The sequence below is a fragment of the Nitrococcus mobilis Nb-231 genome (assembly GCF_000153205.1).
Taxonomy (GTDB): Bacteria; Pseudomonadota; Gammaproteobacteria; order Nitrococcales; family Nitrococcaceae; genus Nitrococcus; species Nitrococcus mobilis.
The window spans coordinates 767,358-793,293 of record NZ_CH672427.1 but is presented as its reverse complement, the minus strand read 5'-3'; the positions used below and the strand labels follow the sequence as shown (position 1 = coordinate 793,293).

Here is a 25,936-nt window from a genome sequence, read left to right as displayed (position 1 = left end):
CTCCAAACAAGATGTCTCATGTTTTCATCAAGAACTATGCCAGAAAATCTTTCTGGCATAGTTGCTTGCAAGTTAAAACATATCAGTCTGTAGTCTGGTTGATTCGCGAAAAGCTGGCCGAGGTGGCGTGATGGTTGGTAAGTTGGCGATCCGCTCCAGGCTTTCGGACGATTTCTCAACCGTGGTGGTCGCCCGCGCATCGCACCTCCTTTGCGTTCGTTTTCGCCTCGCCGATGAAGTGCCATGCACGCTGAGAAGAAGTTATCGCATTACTTGTACTATTACAAATAATTCGTATTCGTGTTATTGTCGTATGCTTGAGCAGCAGGCTCGGCTCAGGCAACTTTTTTGGCGTGCCTGTCAAGCAACAAAACGGCAATCCTTCGGAAACTGGAGTGGCGAGGATGCGTGCACTGGTCGAACATACGGATGGTCTCCAAGTCTCTTCCCTAGGTGAAGCAGGGGCGCTGCCACTGGTGGTCACCCCACCGCGGCGTGCACCTTTGGATGCTTGGCTGTCGCAACTCTCCGGGTTGGTCGCGGACGCTTTACCGGAGGTTGGCGGAGTGTTGTTTCGCGGCTTTGACGTACCGGGGGTGGCCGCTTTCCAGCGTTTTGTCTGGTCCTTCGGCTCCCCGCTATTGAGTTATGAGTTCGGCTCCACACCGCGCACGGATCTGGGCGAGGGCGTGTATACGTCTACGGAATATCCAGCTCATCAGGCCATTCCACTGCACAGCGAGCAGTCTTATACGCTGGAGTGGCCCATGAGGATTTGGTTTCACTGCGTGCAGCCAAGCGAGCAAGGCGGCGAGACACCCATTGCGGATTGCCGTGAGATCTACCGGCGCATCGATGACGAGGTCTGCCGGCGCTTCACCCAACTGGGCCTGATGTACGTACGTAACTACGGCAACGGTTTGGACCTGCCTTGGCAACGGGCTTTTAATACCGAGGACCGCGCCATTGTCGAGGCCTTTTGCCGGACGCACCGCATCCAGTTTGAGTGGAAGTCCGACGGGGAATTGCGCACTCGGCAGATTTGCCAGGCCGTAGCCCGACATCCTGCCAGCGGCGAATGGGTGTGGTTCAATCAGGCGCACTTGTTCCATGTCTCCAATTTGGCACCGGCCATAGCGGATGCCTTACTGGGCGCGGTTGACGAGGCCGATTTGCCGCGCAACGTCTACTACGGTGACGGCTCACCCATCGAGCCGGAGGTGCTCGAGCACGTGCGCGGCGTGTTGGATGCCTGTGCCGTCAAGTTTCCCTGGCAGCAGGGCGATATTCTCATGTTGGATAACATGCTGGCCGCGCATGGGCGTTGCCCGTTCAGCGGTCCCCGTCAGGTGGTGGTGGCTATGGCCCAGTCGTATTCCATCAAGGCGTCACTGATGCAATGAGATAGCCGTGAATGCGGGATCTGTTCGGATCTCGCGCTCTGTGAAGGGCACGCGCAACCACTGCTTGCCGGCATAGCGCTGCGTGTAATCGCCGAAGTGTCGGGAGGCCGGATCGTCCGATTGAGAAAAGGTGAGGAGGGTGTAAGGTTCGACCCCACCCTCCGAGAAGGTGACTACTTGCAGGTAGGTGTTTCCGTGCGAATCGCCATCGATGGGATAGCCGCCTTGCTCGATACGATGCTCGGAGCAGACTACGGTGAAATAGCCGACACTGCCGCAACCGCCGAATAGTGGAACCCTGATGCCGTTACGACGGACGAACAGGTACTCGCCGCGTGGCGCATTCAATGCAAATCCGCTCTGCTGGACGCGCAGGGTCGCCACACCGAAGGCCTCTGACAGCAGCGCATTGTCGGGCTTCAGGTCGCGGGGTGTATGGATCGGGTCGGTGGCGGAAAAAGACGTCGCAAACAGCTCAGAAGCTGGGATGAGGCTGGCACGGGCCCAAAATTCATCCCAAATATGCGCCCCGCTGGCGTTGCTATTGCCGGTGTTGTTCCATTTGCGCAGCACTTCGCAGGCGCCCGACAGGTCGATTGCACGGGCCGGGGAAAACACCTCCCTCGTCACCGAATCCCGGGTGACGGTTACTGCATGCCGTTTGGCGCAAATACCAGCCAATAGCTGCGCTTTGAACAATTCCGCCGACAGCACGCGGCTGTCGAGCGCTACCTTGCGTATGATGGCACTGGTCGCCTTGTCGCCAGCGTAGCCGTCGGTTCCGGCAAGACGGCTCTGCACGAGTAGGTGGCCCAGCCGAGTTCGTAAGGATTGAACGGTTTTCTCACTGCCGATGATGGACGGGTATCCGGTCAATGGCTGTGCCGGATTGGTGAGCCAGTGACTGTCGTTCATGTTGGCGACGTAGTCTTCCCGGATCAGACTGGGCAGCTTTGCAACCCTCATCGCTCCCGGTTGGACGGAATCCCGCTCGTTCGGCCATTCACAGGAGGATCGCGCGCCATCGAGAAACGGCACGCCCGGTGCGGATTGCGCGAACGCCGTTCCGAGCGGACGGGTGGTGCAGCTCGCTGTAAGGGCATCCGATACGTTGGGGATCGAGCCGATATCAGCGTACCAGACCCGGCGCTCGTCGCGGCCGGCGGCCAGCGTAGTGAGCCAGGGCACGCTCGCTTCCTCTTTCTGGATCGAGATGAACTCATTGAGGGAGCGGGCTTGCCCCCAGCGGAGATAGGCCCTGAATATTCGAAAATTGTCGGCATTGATGTCCCGGAGTGCGAAGGCCCGGGTGCTACTCCAGCTCATCGCCGGCGAGTATGAGCGTAGATCGACTACCGGGCCGAAGTGGGTGCGGTAGAGCGTACGCGTGACCTTTTCGACCCGGCCGTCGGAGCGGCGCACGTCGATGCTGATCGGCATGGGTGTCATCTTCCGTATCTGGCCGTCGTACAGATACGAAGTCGGCGTGTCGGGCGGCAGGGTCAGTTCGAACAGGCCGAAGCGCCGGGCCGTCGAGACGGTATGACTCCAAGCGATATGGTTGTTGTAGCCGATCACAATAAAGGGCAGCCCCAGGAGCGATGCGCCACTTACGTCGATTTTGCCTGGCAGGGTCAGATGAGCTTGGTAGAACCTGTCCGGACCACCCCAGTACCAGTGTGGATTGCCGAGCAGCAGACCATGAGGGGTGCCCGTCGCTTGCCCGCCGAAGGCGATGGCGTTGCTACCGATCCCGATTTGCCTTCCAGCCTGGAAATAGGCTCCCGATACACGCTTGGCCAGCGTTTTTACGCTTGAGCTCGAAAGTGTTTGGTCTGGCTTTGCTGCCGTGTAGCCATTTTGGCCAGGCGGTTGCGCGTTAACAATGCCGGGCAGAAATTGGGCGTAACCGCCGGCGATGTTGATGGCATACATGCGCCGATAGACATCCGCCGCGGTGATTTCACTTACCCACGGCTCGGACCGGCAGGCCCGATGGGCTTTGGGTGTGCCGCCCGACTTGATCTCTCGCACGTAACGGCTGTAACCGGCGGCGAACCCCCGGACGAGGTTCTGCAATTCAGGGGGCTGCCGGGTTTTGTATTGCCGGACGAGTCCGTCCGGCGCGATTGACCGGAAGAAAAAATCGACATCGATGTTTTTGGGCCGGCCGAAGGTCGAATTGACGGGCGGGGTGCGCTCGGGGCCGAAGAAATAGGATCGACGACCGCGAAAGCTGACAAAACCATCGGCAAGCGTGCACAGGTTGTCTTCGGCCTGCGCATAACCGTAGCCATAGCCAAGGCTTCCCCAGTCATGGGCCTTGATGTGCGGAATGCCGTAAGACGTGCGCCGAACAACGACGTCGTAGTGGGTCGAAATATGCGGCTCGATTGTGCTTTGAGCTCCCGGGCTGCTTTCCGTGCCTCCCGTTAGTGCTGTCGCAACGAGCAACAATGACAGCGTGCCCCGGTGTTGCATCATGCGAGCCGCTCAGCTCGGCTCTTCTGCTTGCATGGCTTGACGCAGGCTCAAAGGACGCATGTCGGTCCAGACCTGTTCGATGTAAGCCAAGCACTCGTCCTTGCTGCCTTGCTTGCCGACGGTGCGCCAGCCGGCGGGTACGGGTTTGTAGTCCGGCCAGATCGAATACTGCTCTTCGTGGTTGACCACTACGTTGAAGCGGGTTTCTGGGCTGTCCCAACTCATTTTTATTCCTCACGTGATGACAGGTGGAGTGCCGCATAGGTGGTTAGATGCAACCGATACGCGGCTATATTTGCAAATACTAATCATTCATATTATTTTTAGCAAATTCTCCAGCAGGAGCACGAGGGGCGGATCGGTGTGAGCCGCTACCCAGGCTAAGGATCGGTAAGCAATGATACACAGCTTGATGAAATCCCTGCGCGCCTCGGGAATGGCATTTAGCCTGATCGATGACAGACTCGTCTGCCGCTGCGCGTTGGAGGCGCAGCGGGAGGAAGCCGCACGCCTGCGGCAAGAGCAAGGCACCGAGATCGCCGCTTGGCTGAAACGGAATCCGGACTTTTTCTGCAAGCGCCCGCTCAGCGCTGGGCAAATGGCCTTGTGGGCGTTCTACAAGCTCGCGCCGCACAGTCCGGCCTACAACATGGTGTATGGCATCGAGCTGAAGGCGGAAATCGATCTCGATCGGCTCGGGACCGCGTTTGCCCGAGTGTTGGCCAGCTTTGAGGCACTTTGCTGCGGCTATCGGGAAGAAGACGGTGAAGTCCTGATGGTGCGGGCCCCAGTGCTTGAGCCCGACTTCACCGTGCAGCGGGTCGAGCGTTGGGACGAGGCGCAGGTGCGCGCCTGGCTGACACGGCAGGCCGACCTCCCTTTTGCCCTGGAACGGGCGCAGGTGTGTCGTTTTCGCCTGTTGCTCAACCGGGCGGGAACCGAGGCGCGTGTTTTTTTGTGCGCCGCGATTCACCACATCGCGGGCGATTTTCTCTCCTTCGAGCTGTTCTGCGAGACTGTTTTTCGGGTTTATGAGGAACTGCTGCACGGGCAGACGCCGAACTTACCGGAAAGCGGCCTGTACTGGGACTGGCTGGCCGAGCAACGGCAAGCGTTGAATGGGCCCCGTGGCGAGGAGCTGGTGCGCTTTTGGCGGGAGCAGCTTGCCGATGGACCGGCGCCACTGGCACTGACCACGGATTTTCCCAGGCCGCGGGAGCCGAGTTTCGCTGGCGAGGAGTTGGACTTTGCCCTGAGCGAAGGCGACAGCGCGGGCTTGAAAGCGCTGGCCAGCGAGCTAGACGTCAGCCTGTTCGGGGTGCTTACCGCCGTGTTCCAGGTATTCATGCACCGTTACGCCGATCAGGACGATTTCCTGGTGGGAACGCCCACCGCGGGGCGCGCCGGCGCGAAGTTTCGTTGCCTGATCGGCTATACGCTCAACGCCGTCCCCTTGCGAGCCCGCTGCGGCGGTAATCCGCCTTTCGCCGACTTCGTGCGCCGGTTCAGTCAGGATCTGCGCGCGGCCATCAAGCATCAGCAGTATCCGCTGCCCCTGATAGCCGAGCATTGCACCGGGGTAAGTGAAGGCGGGCGGCCGACGTTGTTTCGGCACATGCTGACCCTGGTGCCGGTCAGTGCCCGGGCGGCTCTGAACCGCTACGTAGTGCAGGAGTATTTCGCGACCCAGCGCGGGGCCGCCAACGATCTTAACCTGCGCTGGCAAGACCAAGGACAGCGCTTGATCGGCCAGTGGCGCTTCAGCACGGATGTGTTCCGGCGTGCGCGCATCGAGCGTATGGTGGACAATTTCCGCGCGTTCATCGCCAGCGTGCTGGCGGCGCCGCAGGCCCGCCTGAGCGAGTTGCAGGCAGTCCGGTTGACCGACCGCTCCCTGTTGCGTGGCCCCGATCGCGCTCCGGCTGCCGAGACCGCCCTGGCGGCGTTCGAACACCAGGCGGCCACTTCGCCGCGGCGCCTTGCTCTAGTGACGTCCGAGGGAACGCTCAGCTATGCCGAGTTGGACGCCGCGGCGGCGGGACTGGCCGGTCGTCTGTGGGCGGGCGGACTGCGGCCAGGCGACATCGTGGGCTTGCTGCTGCCACGCGGCGCATCGCTCATCACTGCCGTGTTGGCGGCCTGGAAGGTCGGGGCAGCCTATGTTTGCCTCGATCCGGCTGCGCCGGCCGGGCGTCTTCAACACGTACTCTCGGATAGCGGGGCGGCCCTGGTGGCCGGCTGCGGGAGCGCTCCGGGCGGGTTGGACGGCGTATGCTGGTTCAATCTCGAGGCGGCGGATTCGGCGCCCGGAGCGGGTCGAGCGCCGGGCCCGGCGCTGCGGCATCCGGACTGGCCAGCCTATGTCGTCTATACCTCTGGCTCCACCGGTGTGCCGAAGGGTGTACTGGTCAGTCAGGGCAATCTGGTTAATTACGTCAACGGTGTTCTGGATGTCCTGGAGCTGACACCCGATGCCTCGCTCGGCGCATTGTCGTCGGCGGCAGCGGACTTAGGCTATACCGCCTGGTTCGGTGCTTTGCTGAGCGGGCGTACGCTGCGGCTGATCGACGACGATCTGGCCTCTGATCCGGAGGCGTTGGCGCTCGCTCTGGAGCAGGCACCGATCGACTGCCTCAAGATCGTGCCGTCGCATTTGAAGGGGCTGCTGGCTGCCTCTCGTCCCGGGCGTCTGTTGCCGCGGCAATGTCTCGTGCTGGGCGGAGAAGGATTGGACCTGGGGCTGATCCGGCGCTTGCACGAGCTCCGGCCGGGGTGCCGTATCGTCAACCATTACGGTCCCACCGAAGCCACGGTGGGTTGCCTGACGCATGTCGTGCAGCGCGCGGCGGAGCCCACCCTGTCCGGGTTCGTCCCAATCGGCACGCCATTGGCGCGGACCCAGCTCCATGTGCTCGACCGTTATCTCAATTCCATGCCGGGGGGTGCGGCCGGCGAGCTCTACGTGGGTGGCGCGGGCGTTGCGACCGGCTATCTGGGCCAGCCCGGTTTGACGGCGGAGCGGTTCATTCCCGATCCCTTCGCCGACAACGGCAGTCGGCTGTACCGAACCGGCGACCGAGCGCGCCTGTTGCCGGGCGGAATGATTGAATTCCTGGGACGACTCGATCATCAGGTCAAGATTCGTGGATTTCGCGTGGAGCCGGGCGAGATCGAGGCCTGGTTCAAGGCGTGCCCCGAGCTGGCCGACGCCGTGGTGGTCGCGCGGCAGGGGCCGACCGGCGAGGGTCTGCGTCTGGTCGCTTACCTGGTCGCGGCCGGACCGGTCGACCTGCAGGGCTTACGGGCCCGAATGGCTGCGGCACTGCCCGACCACCTGATCCCGGCTGCCTTCGTGGAGCTGCCGCTGCTGCCGCTGCTGCCCAACGGCAAGGTGGATCGGCAGAGGCTGCCTGAGCCCGAGGCGCAAAGGGTGCCGGCAGATGGCGCGCTCGATGCGCCCCGCGATGCGATCGAGGCCGCGTTGGCGGAGCTGTGGGCGGAGCTGCTGGGATGCGTCACGGTCTCTATTCGCGACGATTTCTTCGCCCTGGGCGGTGACTCGATTCTCGGCTTGCAGCTGATCGCTAAAGCACGGCAGCGCGGGCTTGTGATTAACCCGAAACAACTGTTCGAGCATCCGACCATCGCCGCTCTGGCTCAGGTGATTGATATACCGACCCGGTCGATCGAAAGCGAGTTGGAGACGATTTGGACCGCGGTGCTAAAGCGAGGGATACCGGATCGCCATGCGGATTTCTTTGCGCTGGGCGGTGACTCGATCCTTGCGTTACAGATTATCGCCAAGGCCAAGCAGCGGGAGCTGTCCTTCACGCCGAAGGAGCTCTTCGACCATCCAAGCATCGCATCATTGGCCGCTTTCCTGCTCGACAGGATGGATGGCCCGGGCGCTGCTCCGGGCGCTTCGACCGAACCCGCTGCGGCGGCGCCGTTCGCCCTCACCGGCTTGGGCGAGACCGAGTTGGTGCAATGGCGGAAGGAGCATCCGAGCCTGGAGGACGCCTATGCGCTTTCGCCGCTGCAGAAGGGGCTGTTGTTCCACAGCCTGTTGGAAGGCGAAAGCGGTGTGTATTTCAATCAGTTGCTGGTTGAGATCGAGGGGGCTTTCGAGCCCGAGCGATTCGTTGCCGGCTGGCAGCAGGCTCTGGATGCCCATGCCATCCTGCGCACGGCGTTTTGCTGGGACGGTTTGGATGAGCCGCTGCAGTGCGTACACCGCAAGGCGCGGCTGCCGGTTGATATACGCGACTGGCGCGGGCTGGAGCGGGGCGAGCAGGAGAGGGCGCTGCAAGCCTTTTGCCGGGAGGATCGCCAGCAAGGCTTTGACCTCGAACAGCCACCCCTACTGCGCCTTGCGCTGTTCCGGGTGGGAACGGAGCGCTGGTGGATGGTGTGGAGCCGGCACCATCTGATCGTCGACGGCTGGTGTTCGGTGATGTTGTTAGAAGAGGTGTTGGAGCGTTATGGCGCCGCGCGGGCGGGCACGCCGCCGAACCTGGTCTCCCGGCCCCCTTACCGCGACTATATCGCCTGGCTTGCCCGGCACAAGGTGGACGATGCCCAAGCCTTCTGGCGCCAGGCGCTGGCCGGTATCGAAGGGCCGATGTCCTTGCCCTGCCTGTATCCCGCTGCGGCGGGTCCTACGGATTACATCACCCGCAGCCTGCGGTTCGATGCTGAGGCGAGCGAGCGGCTGAAGCAGGCGGCAAAGGACTCCCGAGTCACGCTCAACACCTTAATGCAGGGCGCCTGGGGGCTGCTGCTGGCGCGCTATAGCGGACAGGCCGACGTCGTGTTCGGTGTCACCTCGGCTGGCCGCCCGGCGGATTTGCCGGGGGCCGAGCACATGTTGGGTGTGTTCATCAATACCCTGCCGTTGCGGCTGCAGCCCGCCGACGCGTTGTCGGTGCAGGATTATCTGTCGGCGGTGCAGTCCGCCAACGTCGCGATGCGCGAGTTCGAACAGACCCCGCTGGTGGATATCCAACAGCATGCGGCCAAGGGCGCGGCACTATTCGACACGCTGATGGTGTTCCAGAACCTGCCGATGGCAGAGGGTCGGCAAATGCAGCTAGGCGAGCTGAACCTGCGCCAGCTCGACAACCTCGTGCAGACCAACTACGGCCTGACGCTGGAGGTGTTGCCGGATCGGGAGCTCGCCGTGCAGTTCAGCGCCGACCGGCGCCGCCTGCCGGATGCCGAGCTGATCCGCTTGGTGGAGCATTATCGGCAACTACTACTCGCCCTGGCCACCCGCCCGCAAAGCGCTATCGGCGCCCTGTCGCTGCTGAGCACCGCCGAGCGCACACGCGCACTGGACGAGTGGAATCGGACCGCGCGCGGCTTGGTGCCGGGAGAGGACATGCTGGCGCTGTTCGAGCGCCGTGCGCATGAGGTTCCCGAGCGGGTCGCAGCGGTATTCGGTGCGGTGGAGTTGAGTTATGGCGAGCTCAATTGCCGGGCCAACCGCCTGGCGCGCTGGCTGCGCGCTGCGGGGGTAGGTACCGACAGCGTGGTCGGGGTCTGTTTGGAGCGCGAACCGGCGTTGCTGGTTGCGCTGCTTGCGATCCATAAGGCCGGTGGGGCCTATCTGCCGATCGATCCGGCTTCGCCCCGCGCCCGCAACGCGTATGTGCTCGAGCACGCGACTGCGGTGCTGGTGCTGACGCGCGAGGCCCTGCGCCCCGTCTTGCAGGGGGCCGAGCGCGTAACCGCCCTGGAGGGACTCGACAAGACGCTTGCCGAATTATCGGATCGCGACCTTGACCTGCCTGTGCACCCGCGGCAGCTGGCCTATGTTCTGTATACCTCGGGCTCGACCGGCCGGCCGAAAGGCGTGCAGGTCGAACGCGAAGCCTTCGTTAATTTTCTGCACGCCATGCAGGACCGCATCCGTCTAGGATCCGATGATCGCCTGCTTGCGGTGACGACGCTGAGCTTTGACATTGCCGGGTTGGAGCTGTTTTTGCCTTTGGTGCAAGGGGCCTGTGTGGTGGTGGCAACGCGTGAGCAAGCGCTGGAGCCGGCGGCGCTGCTCAAGCTGATGCAGAGGCATGGGATCACGCTGATGCAAGCCACGCCGGCGACCTGGCAAATGCTGGTTGAGCACGAGGCGGCGGCATGGGCGGGGCTGCGCGTGCTCTGCGGTGGAGAGGCGCTACGGGGTGAGCTGGCGGGACGGTTGCTTGCGCGTGGGGTGCGCTTGCTGAATGTCTACGGGCCGACCGAGACGACGGTCTGGTCTAGTGCCTGGCCGGTTGAATGCGTTGATGCTGCTGTGATCCCGATTGGCCGGCCGATCGCCAACACTCGGCTCTATGTTCTGGATGCCCGGCTCGAGCCCGTGCCGCCGGGGGTGGTGGGGGAGCTGTACATCGGCGGGGCCGGTCTGGCGCGGGGCTATGCGCAGGGGCCTGTGCTGAGCGCTGCGGCTTTCGTACCCAATCCGTATTCGGAGGCGGGCGTACCGGGCGCTGGTCCGGGCAGCCGGCTCTACCGCACCGGTGATCTGGCGCGCTGGCGCGCCGACGGGGTGCTCGAGTACGTCGGCCGGATCGATCATCAGGTGAAGCTGCGGGGCTTTCGGGTCGAACTGGGTGAGATTGAGGTTGCGCTCGAGTCCCTTCCGGCGGTGCGCGAGGCGGTGGTGACGGCGCGAGAGGTGCCCAGTGGCAAGCGCCTGGTTGGCTATGTCGTCCCCACGGTTGCGCCGGGGCGAGCCGGCCTGACCGAGGAGCTGCAAGCGCAGCTAAAGGAAGCGCTGCCCGAGTACATGGTGCCGGCCCAGCTGGTGGTGCTGGAGAAACTGCCGCTGATGCCGAACGGCAAGCTCGATCGCAAGGCGTTGCCACTGCCTGAACCACAGAGTGAAGCCGGGCTGGAGCCGCCGGCAACGGCAACCGAGCGGCGCTTGGCGGCCCTATGGCGTGAGCTGCTGACGGTCGAGATGATTGGCCGGCAGAGCCATTTTTTTGAGCTGGGTGGGCATTCGCTGCTTGCCACTCGCCTGGTTTCGCGCCTGCGCCGCGATTGGGCAGTCGATCTACCGCTGCGAACGGTGTTCGAGGCACCGACTCTGAGTGCCTTGGCCACCCGCCTGGAGCAGGCGCGTGCAGAAGAGCCTGATGACGACTGGCCACCTCTGCGCGTTGCCCCCCGCGGCACGACCATGTCGCTGTCCCTGAGCCAACAGCGACTGTGGCTAATGGACAGGCTGGCGGGCGGTACATCCTCGGCCTACAACATGGCGGCGGGACTGCACTTGCGGGGCGATCTGGATGCTAGAGCGCTGCACGCCAGTCTGGCGTATCTGATAGAGCGCCATGAAGTGCTGCGCACGGCTTATCCGGAGATCGATGGTGAGGCGATGGCGGTTATTTCCCTACAAGCACAACTCGAGATGTCTTGCACCGATCTTTCCGGCCTGAGCGCCGCCGAGCGCGATGCGCAGGTGAGGGAGGCGATGGTGCGGGATGCGCGTCGCCCCTTCGACATCGGCCGGGCGCCGTTGCTGCGCGCCTCTTTGCTCAAACTGGACGCGTGCAGCCATCTGCTGCTGTTCGCCGTGCACCACATGGTGGCCGACGGATGGTCCGTGGGCGTGCTGATCAACGAGTTCGTTGCCGCTTATCGGGCCCGGCGCGAGGGACGGCCCCCCGCGTTGCCACCGCTGCCAGTGCAGTATGCCGACTATGCCGTGTGGCAGCGCCAGGCCTTGAGCGGCGAGTGCCTGCGCCGTGAGATTGAATTCTGGCAAGCCCAACTCGACGGGGCTCCGAGTCGGCTGCCGTTGACAACCGACTTCCCGCGCCCGGCGGTGGTTTCTCATGACGGCGGTGTGGTTCGCTTCACGGTGCCGCCGGCCCTGGTGCAGCGTTTGGATGGCCTGGCCCGTGCCCGAGAAGCCACCCTGTTTATGGTGCTGCTTACCGGTTTCCAATTGCTGCTGCACCGCTTGACCGGTGCGCCTGACCTGGTGCTCGGCACCGACGTGGCGGGCCGTCGCCACAGCGAGCTGGAAGGGCTGATCGGTTTCTTCGTCAATGTGGTGCCGCTGCGCTCGCGTCTTGAACCGCGCACGGATTTCCTCGGGCTGCTCGAGCAGACGCGGCGGACGACTCTGGATGTTTTCGAGCATCAGGATCTGCCCTTCGACCGCTTGGTGGAGGCACTGGAGATTCCGCGCGACCGTCGCTGGAATCCGCTGGTGCAGGTGCTGTTCGTGTTGCAGAACACGCCGGCGGGCCGCTTCGATATTCCCGGACTGGATATCGAGATTCTGCCGCCGGCGCAGCGCCAGTCCAAGTTCGATATGGCCTTGTTCCTCGAGCCGGAGGGCGATGGGCTGAGCGCCGAATGGGTCTACTCCACCGCACTGTTCAAGCGCGCAACCGTGCAGCGTCTGGCACGCGCCTGGGTAAAGCTGCTCGAACAGGCCGCAGCACAGCCGCATACCGCTCTGGAACAGTTCACTCTGCCGGATGAAAAGGAGTCTCGCGTGATGGACAACAGCAAACGCAAGCTCGACAAGCTGAAGAAGCTGACGCCGCGCGCATCCGTTGCAACGCAGACATTCACGGAGCCACGTGCTCTGATTCGCTCGTCGTTCTTGCCGTCGGGTCGGGAATTTCCCGTCGTGCTCGAGCCGACTATCGACGATCTCGACCCTGTTGCCTGGGCACGCAGTCAACGCAGTTTCATCGAATCCACGTTGTGCCGGCACGCGGGCATCCTGTTCCGCAATTTCGGGCTAGAGACGGCGCAGGACTTCGAAGCCTTTGCCGAGGCTATTCAACCGGGCCTGTACGGCGGCTACGGCGATCTGCCGAAAAAGGAAGGCGGTACGAACATCTACCGCTCCACCCCCTATCCAGAGCAGCAAATGATTCTTTTTCACAATGAAAGCTCGCACCTGGAGCGCTGGCCGCGCAAGCAATGGTTCTTCTGCGAGTTAGCCTCTCCGGTGGGCGGAGCGACACCGATCGTCGACTGCCGTGAAATGTATCGCCGCCTGCCGCCGGAGCTCATCGAGACCTTCGAGCGCAAGCAGCTGATGTACGTTCGCACCTTCACCGACAAGCTGGATGTCAGTTGGCGCGATTTCTTCAAGACTGACGATAAGCACGCAGTCGAGGCGCGTTGTCGCGCGGCTGGTACCGTCTGTCGGTGGCTGGAGAACGACGAGCTACAAATTCACACCATTTGCCCAGCCGTGATTAAACATCCGTTGACCGGCGAATGCGTCTTCTTCAACCAGGTGCAGCTGCACCACATCTTCTGCCTGGAGCCCGAAGTGCGCGCGGATTTATTGGCCATGGTCGGCCTCGAGCGCATGCCGCGTCACGTCTATTACGGCGACGGCAGCCCAATCGAGGATGGAGTCATGGAGCTGATCGGCCAGCTGTACGAGGAATGTGCAGTGCGCTTCGATTGGCGTCAGGGTGACGTAATCATGTTGGACAATATGCTGGCCGCTCACGCCCGCGACCCGTTCGAGGGGCCGCGCCGGATCGTGGTGGCCATGGCCGAAATGATTGAGCGCGAACAGGTGGCGCCAGCCGATTCGGCGGCTTCGTTCATTCCCGAGCGGCAAGTACAAGGCTGAAGCCATGGAAAATAAGTATTTCGAGGGCCTGCCCCTGAGCCCCGAGCAGCGTTTCATTTTGGCAGAGAGCGAGCCGGAGTTTCGTGCCGGGGGGAGTGAGAAGGCCGCCATTCTGGCCATCTCTATGCACGGCGCGGTGGATGAGGCGCGTTTGCGAGCGGCGCTGACCGCCGTGGTGGCCGCACACGAGAGTCTGCGGATGGCGTTCCGTCATTTTCCCGGCTACCGCGGCCTGCGGCAACAGCCTTTATCGCCGACTCTAGACTGGGAAACGGTGGACTTGCGTGCGGCGCCCGATACGCAACGACGCATGGCCGAGCGCGTGCGCTGCGAGCGCATCACCGCTTTCGATCTGGAACAGGGCCGGTCGGTGCGCGCGGTGCTGTTTCGCATCGCGGATGGGCGCTGGCGGCTGGTGTTGGCGGTGTCACGCTTAGTGGCCGATCGGCTGAGTCTGGAGAATCTGTACCGGGCGTTACTGACAGCGTACGACCGCCCCGCCGCCGAAGCGACGCAAACCGTGCAGTACCCCCAATTCGTCGAATGGCGGCGCGAGTTGGAGCAAGGCGAAGATGCCGAGGCAGGGTGTGGGTATTGGGCTGGACTCGGGCTTGATAGCCTAGCCGCACCGCGCCTGGCGTACCGCCTGAGAGGTTCGGAGTCCCCAATAGGGGCACCGGAACATGCTTGCGTAAATCAGCACCTGGAAAAACCGATTGCAGCCGGGTTGCTGCGGCTGGCGGAGGCGCACGATTGGCCGTTGGAGAGTTTGCTGCAGGCGGCCTGGTGGGCGTTGCTGGCGCGAATCAGTGGTGAGTCCGCATTTGCGGGAGGCTGGCAACACGATTGCCGGCGGGATTACGAACTCCTCGCCGCCGCGGTCGGGGTATTCGACAAGATCCTGCCGCTGGCGGTGAGGTTGTCGTTCGCAGAGCCGTTTTCCAACTGGGTCGAGCGTTTGGACAGGAGTTTGGAGGATCATCGCGGCTGGCAAGAGCACTGGCCAGTGGCCGAGCCGTTGCATACCAGCCATCTGGCGGTCGGATTCGATCTGGCCGGTGGATTGACGCCGGGCAATGCGGCGGGGCTGCGCTGCCATGTGGATGAATTACCGGGATCTGCACCGAGCTTCGAGTTGGCGCTGCAAGCGGTGCTGGACGAGGCCGGGTATCCGCGCAGCGTAGCGCTTTATTATGCCTGTAGCTGCTACAGCGAAGCCGCCGTGCAGCACTTGCTGCGGCAATACTTAACGCTGCTGGCGGCCCTGCCGACACATGCCTTTGAGGCCATCGCCGACTTGCCATTGGTCGGCCCGACAGAACGGGACAGTCTGTTGGCCTTGAACGGTTCGGCCTTGGATGTCGGGCAGCAGGCCCTGCCGGCGCGTATCGCGTACTGGGCCGCGTCGAGCCCAGCGGCACCTGCGCTCGCCTCCCGCGATCTCAACCTCAGCTATACGGCGTTGAACACCCGGGTCAACCGTTTGGCGCATTGGCTTGGTCAGCACGGGGTTGGCCCTGGGAGCCTGGTTGCCCTAGCGCTGCCGCGCTCGGGCGAGTTGGTGGTGGCGGTGCTGGCGATCCTGCGCGCGGGCGGCGCCTATCTTCCTCTGGATCCCGATTGGCCGGAAGGCCGGTGGCGTAAAGTTGTGGCGGACGCCAGGCCGCGGCTCGTGCTGACTTCCAGCGCCGTCGATCCGCGGGCAATGGGCGATGTGCATTGCGTCAAATTGGACACGCTGGCAGACGAGCTGGCCGCCTGCCCCGAAAGCCCGCCGGCTGTTGAGCTTAGGCTGGACCAGGCAGCCTACGTCCTCTACACCTCGGGCTCCAGCGGTGAGCCTAAGGGGGTGGTCATCGAGCACGGTCAGCTGCTGAATTATGCGGCTGCGGTGAGCGTGGCGTTGGACTTGGCGGTGCGGCGTCGCTTTGCGCTGACTTCCACCGTGGCAGCCGATTTGGGCAATACCGTGCTGTTCGGAGCCTTTTTCAACGGCGGCTGTCTGATCGTGGCGGATGCCGAGGACATGCAGGATGCCGCCTCCTTCGCCCGTTTCATGCTCGAGCAGGACATCGATTGCCTAAAGATCGTGCCCTCGCACCTGGAGGCGCTGCTCGATACCGAATCGGCGACTTTGCCCCGCACCCTGATTCTCGGCGGCGAGGCCACGCCACGTGCGCTGGTAGAACGCCTCGTAAAGCTCGCCCCGGATTGCCGCATCCACAACCACTACGGCCCGACCGAAACCACGGTGGGGGTGATGGCCCATACCTTTGATCCGCAGGATGCCTGGTGTGGCGATGCGCTGCCGCTGAGCCAGCCGCTGGCGAATTGCAGCGTCTATCTGTTGGATGAGGCACGGCGCCTGGTGCCAACCGGTGCGCTGGGCGAGCTCTATTTGGGCGGTGCGCAAGTCTGTCGCGGCTATCTCAACCGACCGGCCGACGATGTCTTTATCGACGATCCCTTCCGGCCGGGCGAGCGTTTGTACCGCAGCGGCGACCTGGGTCGCTATCTGCCAGGCGGCAGTTTGCAACTGGCCGGCCGTACCGACGACCAATTGAAGATCCGCGGCTTCCGCATCGAGCCTGCGGAGGTGGAACTGGCCCTGCTTACCGTACCGGGCATACGGCAAGCGGCGGTGCGCGCCTGGGGGGAGGGCGAGCAGAGGCAGTTGTTCGCCTACGTCGTGGCGGTTCGGGCAGAGGGGGGGGGCGAGCTGGATGAGGCGGCCCTGAAGCAGGAACTAAAAAAACACCTGGCCAGTGCCATGCTCCCGGCGCATGTGTTCGTGCTACCACAGCTGCCGCGTCTCGCCAACGGCAAGACCGACCGGCAGGCCCTGCCGGCCCCGACCGATCTGAGCAAGAGAAGCGCATATGTCGCGCCGCGCGATGCAGTGGAGGCCGTACTGGCTAACGTCTGGGCCGAGCTGCTCAAACGCGAGAAGGTCAGCGTAACGGACAGCTTTTTCGATCTAGGCGGCCATTCGCTGTTGGTGATCAAACTGGTGGCACGGATTCGCAAGCTGTTGCAAGTAGAGATCCTGCCCGGGCTGGTATTCGACCACCCCAGCATTGAGGCATTGGCCCAGGCCCTGCCTCGTTTTGAGAGTGAGCCGGGTCAGCTGGAACAGGTAGCGGCACTGCGCCAACGGCTGATGTCGCTGAACCCGGAAGAACATAAGGCGCTGCTTGAGAAAGCTCGCTTGGGTTCGGCTGCGAGCGAAGCATGAATATGAAGAATACGCTGGAGAACGGCATGGAGCTTGATGGACAGAGCGTGGCAAAACGTTTCGCGATGCAGGCGACTCATGCGCCCGGCACCTCGGTGCTGGCGCGGGTAAACCTGAGCGAGCTGCTCGAACGGTTTCGGATGGAATAAAGCATGATCACTCAGGACGAGGTACTACTTGCGCTGCTGCGGACTGATGAGGTGCCCGCGGCCGATACAATCCGGCCGCGGCAGGACAATGGGCCGGCGCCGCTGTCTTTTGCTCAGCAAAGGCTTTGGTTTCTGCAACACTACGCGCCGGAAGCGACTGCGTACAATCTGACGCGCGCCTTACGCCTGCGCGGGGTGTTGGATGCCGATGGGCTCGAATGCGCTTTCCGCGCCCTGATTGCGCGCCACGCGATTCTGCGTACCTACTTCGAGGATTGCGATGGCGAGCCACGCCAGATCGTGTTACCCGAAGTGCCATTCACGCTAGTGCGGGAAGATCTTTCGCCACTGTCCGAGGCAGTGCGCGAGCAAGCCCTTAAAGACCGAATACAGGCCGAAGCCGACCATCCCTTCGATCTCCGCGTGGCGCCGCTGCTGCGGGCGACCTTGCTGCGCCTAGGGGACGAGGAGCATGTGCTGTTGCTCGGGCTGCACCATATCGTCTCCGATGCCTGGTCCAATCCCGTACTGACGCGCGATTTGGCGGCCGCTTATCGCGCGGCGCTGGTGGGTAAGGCTGACGTGAATCTGCCACCGTTGCCGGTGCAGTATGCCGATTATGCGATCTGGCAGCGCGAGTGTTTGCAAGGTGCGCCGCTCGAAGCCGCCATCGGCTATTGGCGGGATTACCTGGGAGAACATCTGCCTGGGCTCGAATTGCCGACCGACCGATCGCGACCCGCCCGGCAGACGTCCCGGGGGGGGAGCATACGTTTCCTGCTGCCCTCGACGCTGATTCAGCTCGTGCAGGAGTTCTGCCGTGCGGAGGGGTGTACGCCTTTTGTTGTGCTGTTGGCGGCCTGGCAGATCCTACTCAGTCGCTACAGCGGTCAGGAAGAGTTTGCAATCGGAGTACCCAATGCCGCGCGCGGCCGTTGGGAGCTCGAGGAGCTGGTCGGTTTCTTTGTCAATACCCAGGTATACCGCGCCCGACTTACGCCAGGGTTGACGGTTCAGGCGCTGTGCCGACGCTTGCGCGCAGAGGTGCGCTCGGCATTGGATTATATGGAGTTGCCCTTCGAACTGCTACTGGACCGCCTGTCGTTAGAGCGAGACCCGAGCCGCAGTCCGCTGTTTCAGGTGATGTTCGATCTGCATATGCAGGCAGCACCCGTGGCGCTAAGCTTGCCTGGATTGGCAGTGGAGCCGATCGCCGTGGCTGAGACCAGTGCCAAGTTCGACCTGACCCTCGACGTCGTCGTCACCGGCACTAAGGCCCACTGCGAGCTGGAGTACAACGCCGATCTCTTCGAGCCGACGACGGTGGCGCGTCTAGCAGGGCACTGGTGTGAGCTGCTGCGGGCGATGTTGGCGGATCCCGAGCGCCGAGTGGGTGAGTTGCCGATGTTGCCGAAGGCCGAGCGCTTTGAGCTGCTCGATGAGTGGAACCGGACGCAACATGTCTATCCTTTTGCGCGTGGCTATGTCGGATTGTTCGAGGATCGCGTAGCCGAGCATCCGCAGCGGCTGGCGGCGAGCTGCCAGGGGCAGGACCTGAGCTACGGGCAGTTGAACGCCCAGGCCAACCGGTTGGGTCATGGGCTGATCGCGGCGGGGGTCAGGCCGGACGATGTAGTGGCATTATTTGCCGAGCGGGGTCTGGGGCTGCTCGGCCTAATCATTGGAGTGTTCAAAGCCGGTGGCGGCTACCTGCCGCTGGACCCCCGTCAACCGGTGCGCCGGTTGGCCCAGATGCTGGATTTGAGTCGGGCGCGGGTAGTGGTGAGCACCGAGTGTCTGCGCGCGGTACTGGAGCAAGCGCTGGCCGAACTGCCCGCCGAGCGGCGGCCGATCTGGCTCACCTTGGAAGCGCTGTCCGGGCAAGATTGGCCGGTGCATGATCCTGGGGTTCGCACCGGCCCCCATCATCTAGCCTACGTGATCTACACCTCTGGCTCGACGGGTGTGCCCAAAGGGGTCATGGTCGAGCAGGCGGGTATGCTCAATAACCAGCTGAGCAAGGTTCCCTATTTGGGGCTTACCGAAGGGGACGTGATTGCCCAGACGGCCGCGGCGGGCTTTGACATCTCGGTGTGGCAGTTTCTCACCGGTTTGCTGTGCGGGGCGCGGGTCGAAATCGTGCCCGATGCGATCGCCCACGATCCGATGGCCTTGTTGAAGCATGTGAATGCCACGGGCATTACTGTGTTGGAGAGCGTGCCCTCGCTGATCCAGGGCATGCTGGCAGAGGAGGCGGTGGAGCTCAAGGGCCTGCGTTGGCTGCTGCCGACCGGGGAGGCGCTGGCCCCGGAGTTGGCGCGCCAATGGTTCCGGCGCTATCCGCACATTCCGCTGGTCAATGCTTACGGACCGGCCGAGTGCTCGGACGACGTGGCGCTGCATACGCTGCGGGAAGGCCCGGCGTCGGGCACGGTTCATCTGCCCATTGGCCGGCCTACGGACAACACTCGGCTCTATGTGCTCGATGGGCAGCTGCAGCCGGTGCCGGTTGGCGTGACGGGGGAGCTGTGTATTGCCGGAGCCGGGGTCGGGCGCGGTTACCTGCATGATCCGGCGCGCACCGCGCAGGCTTTTGTGCCGCATCCGTATGCCCAGACGCCTGGGGAGCGGCTGTACCGCAGCGGTGATCTAGCGCGCTGGCGCGCCGATGGGGTGCTCGAGTACGTCGGGCGCAGCGACCACCAGGTAAAGGTGCGCGGCTTTCGCATCGAGCTGGGCGAGATTGAGGCGCGATTGCTGGAGCACCAAGGGGTGCGCGAGGCCGTGGTGGTGGTGCGGGAGGCGCCCAGCGGCAAGCACCTGGTTGGCTATGTCGTTCCCACGGCCCTGGAGGCTGGCGCCGAGCTGGGCGATGCCCTGAAGGCGCATCTGAAAGAGGCGATCCCCGAGTATATGGTGCCGGGCCAAATCGTGGTGCTGGAGCAGCTGCCGCTAACCCCCAACGGCAAGCTCGATCGCAAGGCGCTGCCCGAGCCCGAGTGGGAAAGCCGCGACTACGTGGCGCCACAAACCGAATTGGAGCACCAGCTCGCCGGCATCTGGCAAGAGCTGCTCGGCGTCAAACGCATCAGCATGACGGATGATTTTTTCGCTCTCGGCGGACATTCATTGCTGGCGACCCAGGTCGTATCGCGAACTAGGAAGGCTCTCGAAATCGAGCTTCCATTGCGGGTGCTGTTCGAAGCGAGCGCTCTAGGCAGTTTTGCCGAGCGGGTGCAGCAGATGGTGGCGCAAGGCCGGAAGAGCTGCCAGCCGCCACTTCAAGCCGTCGGCCGCGACCGGCCTTTACCGCTTTCCTACGCCCAGAGTCGGTTATGGTTTTTGTGGCAGCTGGAGCCGCAGAGCAGTGCCTACAATGTTCCCGGTGCGATAAGGCTAAAAGGTGAGCTGGATATCGGCGCACTGGGTAAGGCATTTGATTTTTTGGTGAAGCGCCATGAGGTGCTTAGGACGACGTTTCACCGGGCAAGCGGGGAGGTGATTCAGACGGTTCAACTGCCGGCTCCGATAGAGCTGGACCGGGAGGACCTCGGAGAAGCTTGCGCCAGGGTCGAGGAGCGGGAGCGGCGGGTGATTGAGCTCGCTGAAGCCGAGGCCGGTGGGGCGTTTGATCTGGAGCGTGGACCGTTGCTGCGGGTGCGGCTATTGCGGCTGGGAGCACGGGAGCATGTGCTGCTGGTGACGCTGCACCATATTGTCTGCGATGCCTGGTCGATGGAGGTGCTGGTAGAGGAGTTTGCGCGCGCTTATGCGGCGTACCGCCAGGGGGAAGCGCCGGAGTTGGCGGCGCTGCCGATTCAGTACGCTGACTACGCGCTGTGGCAGCGCCAGTGGATGGAGGCGGGTGAGGGGGAGCGCCAGCTCGCTTACTGGCGCGCGCAGCTTGGTGAGCATCACCCGGTGCTGGAGCTGCCCACGGATCGAGCGCGCCGGGCGGTTCCGAGCGAGCGGGGGAGGCGCTACGATTTTGCACTCGAGGCGGAGCTGGTGCAGCGGCTACGGGCGTTGGCCCGGGCGCACGAGGTTACGCTGCCGATGCTGCTGTTGGCGGCGTTCAAAGTGCTGCTCTATCGTTACACGGGGCAGGGCGACCTGCGGGTGGGGGTGCCGATTGCCAATCGCCACCGAGTGGAGACCGAGGGGCTGATTGGTTTTTTCGTCAACACCCAGGTGTGGCGCACGCCGCTCGACGGTGGTGTTCGCGTGGTCGAGTTGCTGGGGCGGGTGCGGGAGACGGCGCTGGGGGCGCAGGCGCACCAGGATTTGCCGTTCGAGCAGCTAGTGGAGGCGCTGCAGCCGGCGCGCAGCCTAAGCCACAACCCGCTGTTTCAGGTGATGTACAACCATCAGGCGCGCAGCGCGGCGGCGTCGATCGAACTGCCGGGGCTGCGCATCGAGGCGTTGTCGCGGGAGGTTGGCAGCACGCAGTTTGATCTCACGCTGGACACGCTGGAGGAAGGCGGGGGGTTAAGTGCGGCGCTGACTTATCGCACGGAGCTTTTCGATCACGCGACGGTGGCGCGTCTGGCGGGGCACTGGTGTGAGCTGCTGCGGGCGATGTTGGCGGATCCCGAGCGCCGAGTGGGTGAGTTGCCGATGTTGCCGAAGGCCGAGCGTTTTGAGCTGCTCGCTGGATGGAATGCAACCGAGTGCGTCTATCCCTTTGATCGTGGCTACGTTGGTTTGTTCGAGCGCCGTGCGCATGAGGTTCCCGAGCGGGTCGCAGCGGTATTCGGTGCGACGGAGTTGAGCTATGGCGAGCTCAATTGCCGGGCCAACCGTCTGGCGCGCTGGCTGCGCGCTGCGGGGGTAGGTACCGACAGCGTGGTAGGGGTCTGTCTGGAGCGCGAACCGGCGTTGCTGGTTGCGCTGCTTGCGATCCATAAGGCCGGTGGGGCCTATCTGCCGATCGATCCGGCTTTGCCCCGCGCCCGCAACGCGTATGTGCTTGAGCACGCGGCTGCGGTGCTGGTGCTGACGCGCGAGGCCCTGCGTCCCGCCTTGCAGGGGGCCGAGCGCGTAACCGCCCTGGAGGGACTCGACAAGACGCTTGCCGAATTATCGGATCGCGACCTTGACCTGCCTGTGCACCCGCGGCAGCTGGCCTATGTTCTGTATACCTCGGGCTCGACCGGCCGACCGAAAGGCGTGCAGGTCGAACGCGAAGCCTTCGTTAATTTTCTACACGCCATGCAGGACCGCATCCGTCTAGGATCCGATGATCGCCTGCTTGCGGTGACGACGCTGAGCTTTGACATTGCTGGGCTGGAGCTGTTTTTGCCTTTGGTGCAAGGAGCCTGCGTGGTGGTGGCGAGGCGTGAACAGGCGCTGGAGCCGGCGGCGCTGCTCGGGCTGATGCAGAGGCATGGGATCACGCTGATGCAGGCCACGCCGGCGACCTGGCAAATGCTGGTTGAGCACGAGGCGGCGGCATGGGCGGGGCTGCGCGTGCTCTGCGGCGGGGAGGCGCTGCGGGGCGAGCTGGCGGGGCGGTTGCTTGCGCGTGGGGTGCGCTTGCTGAATGTCTACGGACCGACCGAGACGACGGTTTGGTCCACTGCCTGGCCGGTCGAATGCGTCGATGCCGCTGTGATCCCGATTGGCCGGCCGATCGCCAACACTCGGCTCTATGTTCTGGATGCCCGGCTCGAGCCCGTGCCGCCGGGGGTGGTGGGGGAGCTGTACATCGGCGGGGCCGGTCTGGCGCGGGGCTATGCGCAGGGGCCTGCGCTGAGCGCTGCGGCTTTCGTGCCCAATCCGTTTCCGAAGGCGGGTCTAGCGGGTGCTGGTCCGGGCAGCCGGCTCTACCGCACCGGTGATCTGGCGCGCTGGCGCGCCGACGGGGTGCTCGAGTACGTCGGCCGGATCGATCATCAGGTGAAGCTGCGGGGCTTTCGGGTCGAACTGGCTGAGATCGAGGTTGCGCTCGAGTCCCTTCCGGCGGTGCGCGAGGCGGTGGTGACGGCGCGAGAGGCGCCCAGTGGCAAGCGCCTGGTTGGCTATGTCGTCCCCACGGTTGCGCCGGGGCGAGCCGGCCTGACCGAGGAGCTGCAAGCGCAGCTAAAGGAAGCGCTGCCCGAGTACATGGTGCCGGCACAGCTGGTGGTGCTGGAGAAACTGCCGCTGACGCCGAATGGCAAGCTCGATCGCAAGGCGTTGCCCGAGCCCGAGTGGGAAAGCCGCGTCTACGTAGCGCCACAAACCGAGCTGGAACTCCAACTCGCCAGCATCTGGCAAGAGCTGCTCGGCGTCAAACGCATCAGCATGACGGATGATTTTTTCGCTCTCGGCGGACATTCATTGCTGGCGACCCAGGCCGTGTCGCGAACTAGGAAGGCTCTCGAAATCGAGCTTCCATTGCGGGTGCTGTTCGAGGCGAGCGCTCTAGGCAGTTTTGCCGAGCGTGTGCAGCAGATGGTGGCGCAAGGCCGGAAGAGCTGCCAGCCGCCACTTCAAGCCGTCGGCCGCGACCGGCCTTTGCCGCTTTCCTACGCCCAGAGTCGGTTATGGTTTTTGTGGCAGCTGGAGCCGCAGAGCGCGGCGTACAACATGCCCGGAGCAATGCGCTTGAAGGGGAGGCTGGACACTCAAGCCTTGCAGCATACCTTCAATGCCCTGCTCAAACGGCATGAGGGACTGCGCACCACCTTCCGGGGCGAAGACGGGCAACCGTATCAGATAATCAACGAAGCGACGTCGGTCGAAATCGCGTTAGAGGATCTAGGCGTCTATCCCGAAGCCGATCGCGACGCCGCGGCAAGGGCATCGGCCGAAGCGGAAGCGAAGGCGCCGTTCGACTTGGAGGCGGGCCCGCTGGTGCGGGTGAAGCTCTTGCGGCTGGCCGAGCAGGATCATGTATTGCTGGTGACGATGCATCACATCGTCTCCGACGGCTGGTCGATGAACCTCGTGATCGGCGAGTTCGCTGCCTTGTACGAGGCCTATAGCCAGGGGCTAGAACCTCGCCTACCCACATTGCCAATCCAATATGCCGATTACGCGCTGTGGCAACGTCAGTGGATGGAGGCCGGCGAGCGCGAACGGCAGCTGGCCTACTGGCGGGCCCAGCTAGGGGAGCACCATCCATCACTTGAGCTGCCGAGCGACCGACCGCGCTCGGCGCTGCCGAGTCATCGCGGAGCAAACCACAGATTTACGATCGATTCCGAACTAACCCAGCGGCTAAAGGCCTTTGCGCAAGCGCACGACGTCACACTGTTCATGCTGCTGCTCGCGGCGTTTTCGATCGTCCTGAAGCAGAACTCCCGGCAGTCGGAGTTTCTCGTCGGCACTGATGTCGCTAACCGTAACAGGCCTGAAATCGAGTCCTTGGTCGGATTTTTTGTCAACCAACTGGTCTTAAAAGTCAGCGTTGTCACGCCCAAGATGCTCGATTTTCTGCGCTCCTTGCGATCGACCACCCTCGGTGCTTTTGAGCATCAAGACTTGCCGTTCGAGCAGCTAGTGGAGGCGCTGCGCCCAGAGCGGCGCTCGGGAAGGGCGCCGCTTTTTACGGTCAAGCTGATTTATCAGGAAATTCCGGGTTTGACGCCAATGCTGCCGAATCTGGTGACGGAGGAGTTTCCGATCGCTAGGCAGGCTGCCGAGCTCGACTTGGTGGCGAGTTTTACCGCCACAGGCGAGCGGCTCCAGGTGAATTTTGAATATTCGGCCGATCTATTCGAAAAGAAAACGATTGTATGTATCGGAAGGCAGACGCTGGCCGTGCTGCAACGTTTGGTTGTGGAGCCCGACGTCGAAGTGGATCAATTACAGGCTGTCGCAAGTGAAATTCAACAGGCAATGCATAAGAAAGCAATGCAAGAGCAATCTGAATTGATGCGCACCCTGCACCCGATCAAGCGACGCGCGATTTCGCAAATTCGACTGGAATCAGAGACGAATGACGACAGTAATGCATGGGTGGGGGCAGCAGATGTTGGAGAAATGCCATGGAAACGATGAAGCCTACAAAGCCTCCGATCGGTACGGGTGCACGTAAAACCATCTCCGCTGGTCAGCCGGAACTGGTCACCTTCGATCCTCTGATCGAGCAGGGCTCGCTGCCGCTGGCATGCAAGCCCGCCGTAGCGGGCGTAAGCCTCGCCGACTGGGGGTGGCAACATCGCGAACAGATCGAAAGCCGCCTGTGTCGGCACGGCGCAGTCCTGTTTCGAGGATTCGGTGTTGCCGATGTCGCGGAGTTCAATGCCTGTATCGATGCGATTTCAGGCGGCGCCCTCCAATATCTGTTCAGGGCCTCACCACGCACCCAGATCGACAAAAGCTTCAATATCTACACATCGACGGACTATCCGGCCGATGAAAAAATCTTTCCCCATAATGAGCATTCCTATTCCCCGGTTTTCCCGCTGCGGTTGTATTTCTATTGCGACACCCCGGCGGCCACGGGGGGTGAAACGCCGCTTGGCGATACCCGCTCCCTGCTGCGGCGCATCGACCCGGAGGTGCGCGATCAGTTCGCCCGCAAGAAGATTATGTACGTGCGCAACTACGGGGATGGCATGGGTCTGCCATGGCAGACCGTGTTCCAGACGCAAGACAGGCAGGAGGTCGAGGCCTATTGCCGCGGTGTCGGCATCCAGGTGGAGTGGAAATCCGGCGATCGCCTGCGCACGAGACAGATCGGCCCCGCCATCGTCAGGCACCCGCGGACCGGTGAGGCGGTGTGGTTCAATCATGGGACCTTTTTCCACTGGCTGAGCCTGCCGGAGAAGGTCCGTGACGGCCTGCGCGCCGAATTCTCCGAGAAAGACCTGCCGCAGAACACATTTTATGGCGACGGTGCGCCCATAGAGAATGAGGTCATCTTGCATTTGCAGGATGCGTATCGTCGTTCGATGGTGGAATTCCCCTGGGAGAAGGGCGATGTGCTGCTGTTGGACAACATGTTGACCTTGCATGCCCGCAACGAATTCACGGGATATCGGCGGATTTTGACCGCCATGGCGGAAGCCTTTCGAAGCGCCGAGCTTGAGATCGATTAAGGATTAAGGAGAAG

The 25,936-nt window shown here is 63.1% G+C and carries 8 protein-coding genes; 6 read left to right on the top strand and 2 right to left on the bottom strand.

The window, feature by feature from the left end:
* Positions 1-404 precede the first annotated feature (404 nt).
* On the top strand, positions 405-1,403 hold the full coding sequence (locus tag NB231_RS03575) for a TauD/TfdA family dioxygenase (RefSeq protein ID WP_050756042.1): 999 nt from the start codon (positions 405-407) through the stop codon (positions 1,401-1,403).
* Here NB231_RS03575 and NB231_RS03570 read toward each other — a convergent pair.
* Entirely contained in the window at positions 1,389-3,887 is a 2,499-nt protein-coding gene (locus NB231_RS03570; protein WP_004999817.1) for a penicillin acylase family protein, read from the bottom strand. The two genes, NB231_RS03575 and NB231_RS03570, sit on opposite strands and share 15 nt — an antisense overlap.
* A gap of 9 nt (positions 3,888-3,896) precedes the next feature.
* The gene (locus NB231_RS03565; RefSeq protein ID WP_004999816.1) at positions 3,897-4,112 is read right to left on the bottom strand and encodes an MbtH family protein; all 216 of its coding nucleotides are present in this window, start codon (positions 4,110-4,112) and stop codon (positions 3,897-3,899) included.
* A 172-nt stretch (positions 4,113-4,284) separates the two neighbouring features.
* Between NB231_RS03565 and NB231_RS03560 the strand changes: the two genes are divergently transcribed.
* From NB231_RS03560 to NB231_RS03545, 5 genes are read left to right on the top strand one after another with little or no spacing between them, the layout of a single operon-like run.
* A complete protein-coding gene (locus tag NB231_RS03560) occupies positions 4,285-13,509 on the top strand; it encodes a non-ribosomal peptide synthetase (protein ID WP_004999813.1) in 9,225 nt (3,074 codons plus the stop codon).
* 4 nt (positions 13,510-13,513) lie between these two features.
* On the top strand, positions 13,514-16,744 hold the full coding sequence (locus tag NB231_RS03555) for a non-ribosomal peptide synthetase (RefSeq protein ID WP_004999812.1): 3,231 nt from the start codon (positions 13,514-13,516) through the stop codon (positions 16,742-16,744).
* Between the two features lie 2 nt (positions 16,745-16,746).
* Positions 16,747-16,893: a hypothetical protein gene (locus NB231_RS18265; RefSeq protein WP_156776887.1), complete on the top strand. Its 147-nt coding sequence runs from the start codon at positions 16,747-16,749 to the stop codon at positions 16,891-16,893.
* A 3-nt stretch (positions 16,894-16,896) separates the two neighbouring features.
* Positions 16,897-24,879 carry an amino acid adenylation domain-containing protein gene (locus NB231_RS03550; RefSeq protein WP_004999810.1) on the top strand — a complete coding sequence of 2,661 codons (7,983 nt, stop codon included), beginning with the start codon at positions 16,897-16,899 and terminating at the stop codon, positions 24,877-24,879.
* Complete coding sequence (locus NB231_RS03545; protein WP_040661719.1) at positions 24,867-25,922, top strand: TauD/TfdA family dioxygenase; 1,056 nt, start codon at positions 24,867-24,869, stop codon at positions 25,920-25,922. The genes NB231_RS03550 and NB231_RS03545 overlap by 13 nt, the downstream gene beginning before the upstream one ends.
* Positions 25,923-25,936: the final 14 nt, after the last annotated feature.

Bases quoted from the DNA above. Each gene is read 5' to 3' on its own strand.
- NB231_RS03575 (WP_050756042.1), top strand. From the start codon at position 405: ATGCGTGCACTGGTCGAACATACGGATGGTCTCCAAGTCTCTTCCCTA.
- NB231_RS03570 (WP_004999817.1), bottom strand. From the start codon at position 3,887: ATGATGCAACACCGGGGCACGCTGTCATTGTTGCTCGTTGCGACAGCA.
- NB231_RS03565 (WP_004999816.1), bottom strand. From the start codon at position 4,112: ATGAGTTGGGACAGCCCAGAAACCCGCTTCAACGTAGTGGTCAACCAC.
- NB231_RS03560 (WP_004999813.1), top strand. From the start codon at position 4,285: ATGATACACAGCTTGATGAAATCCCTGCGCGCCTCGGGAATGGCATTT.
- NB231_RS03555 (WP_004999812.1), top strand. From the start codon at position 13,514: ATGGAAAATAAGTATTTCGAGGGCCTGCCCCTGAGCCCCGAGCAGCGT.
- NB231_RS18265 (WP_156776887.1), top strand. From the start codon at position 16,747: ATGAAGAATACGCTGGAGAACGGCATGGAGCTTGATGGACAGAGCGTG.
- NB231_RS03550 (WP_004999810.1), top strand. From the start codon at position 16,897: ATGATCACTCAGGACGAGGTACTACTTGCGCTGCTGCGGACTGATGAG.
- NB231_RS03545 (WP_040661719.1), top strand. From the start codon at position 24,867: ATGGAAACGATGAAGCCTACAAAGCCTCCGATCGGTACGGGTGCACGT.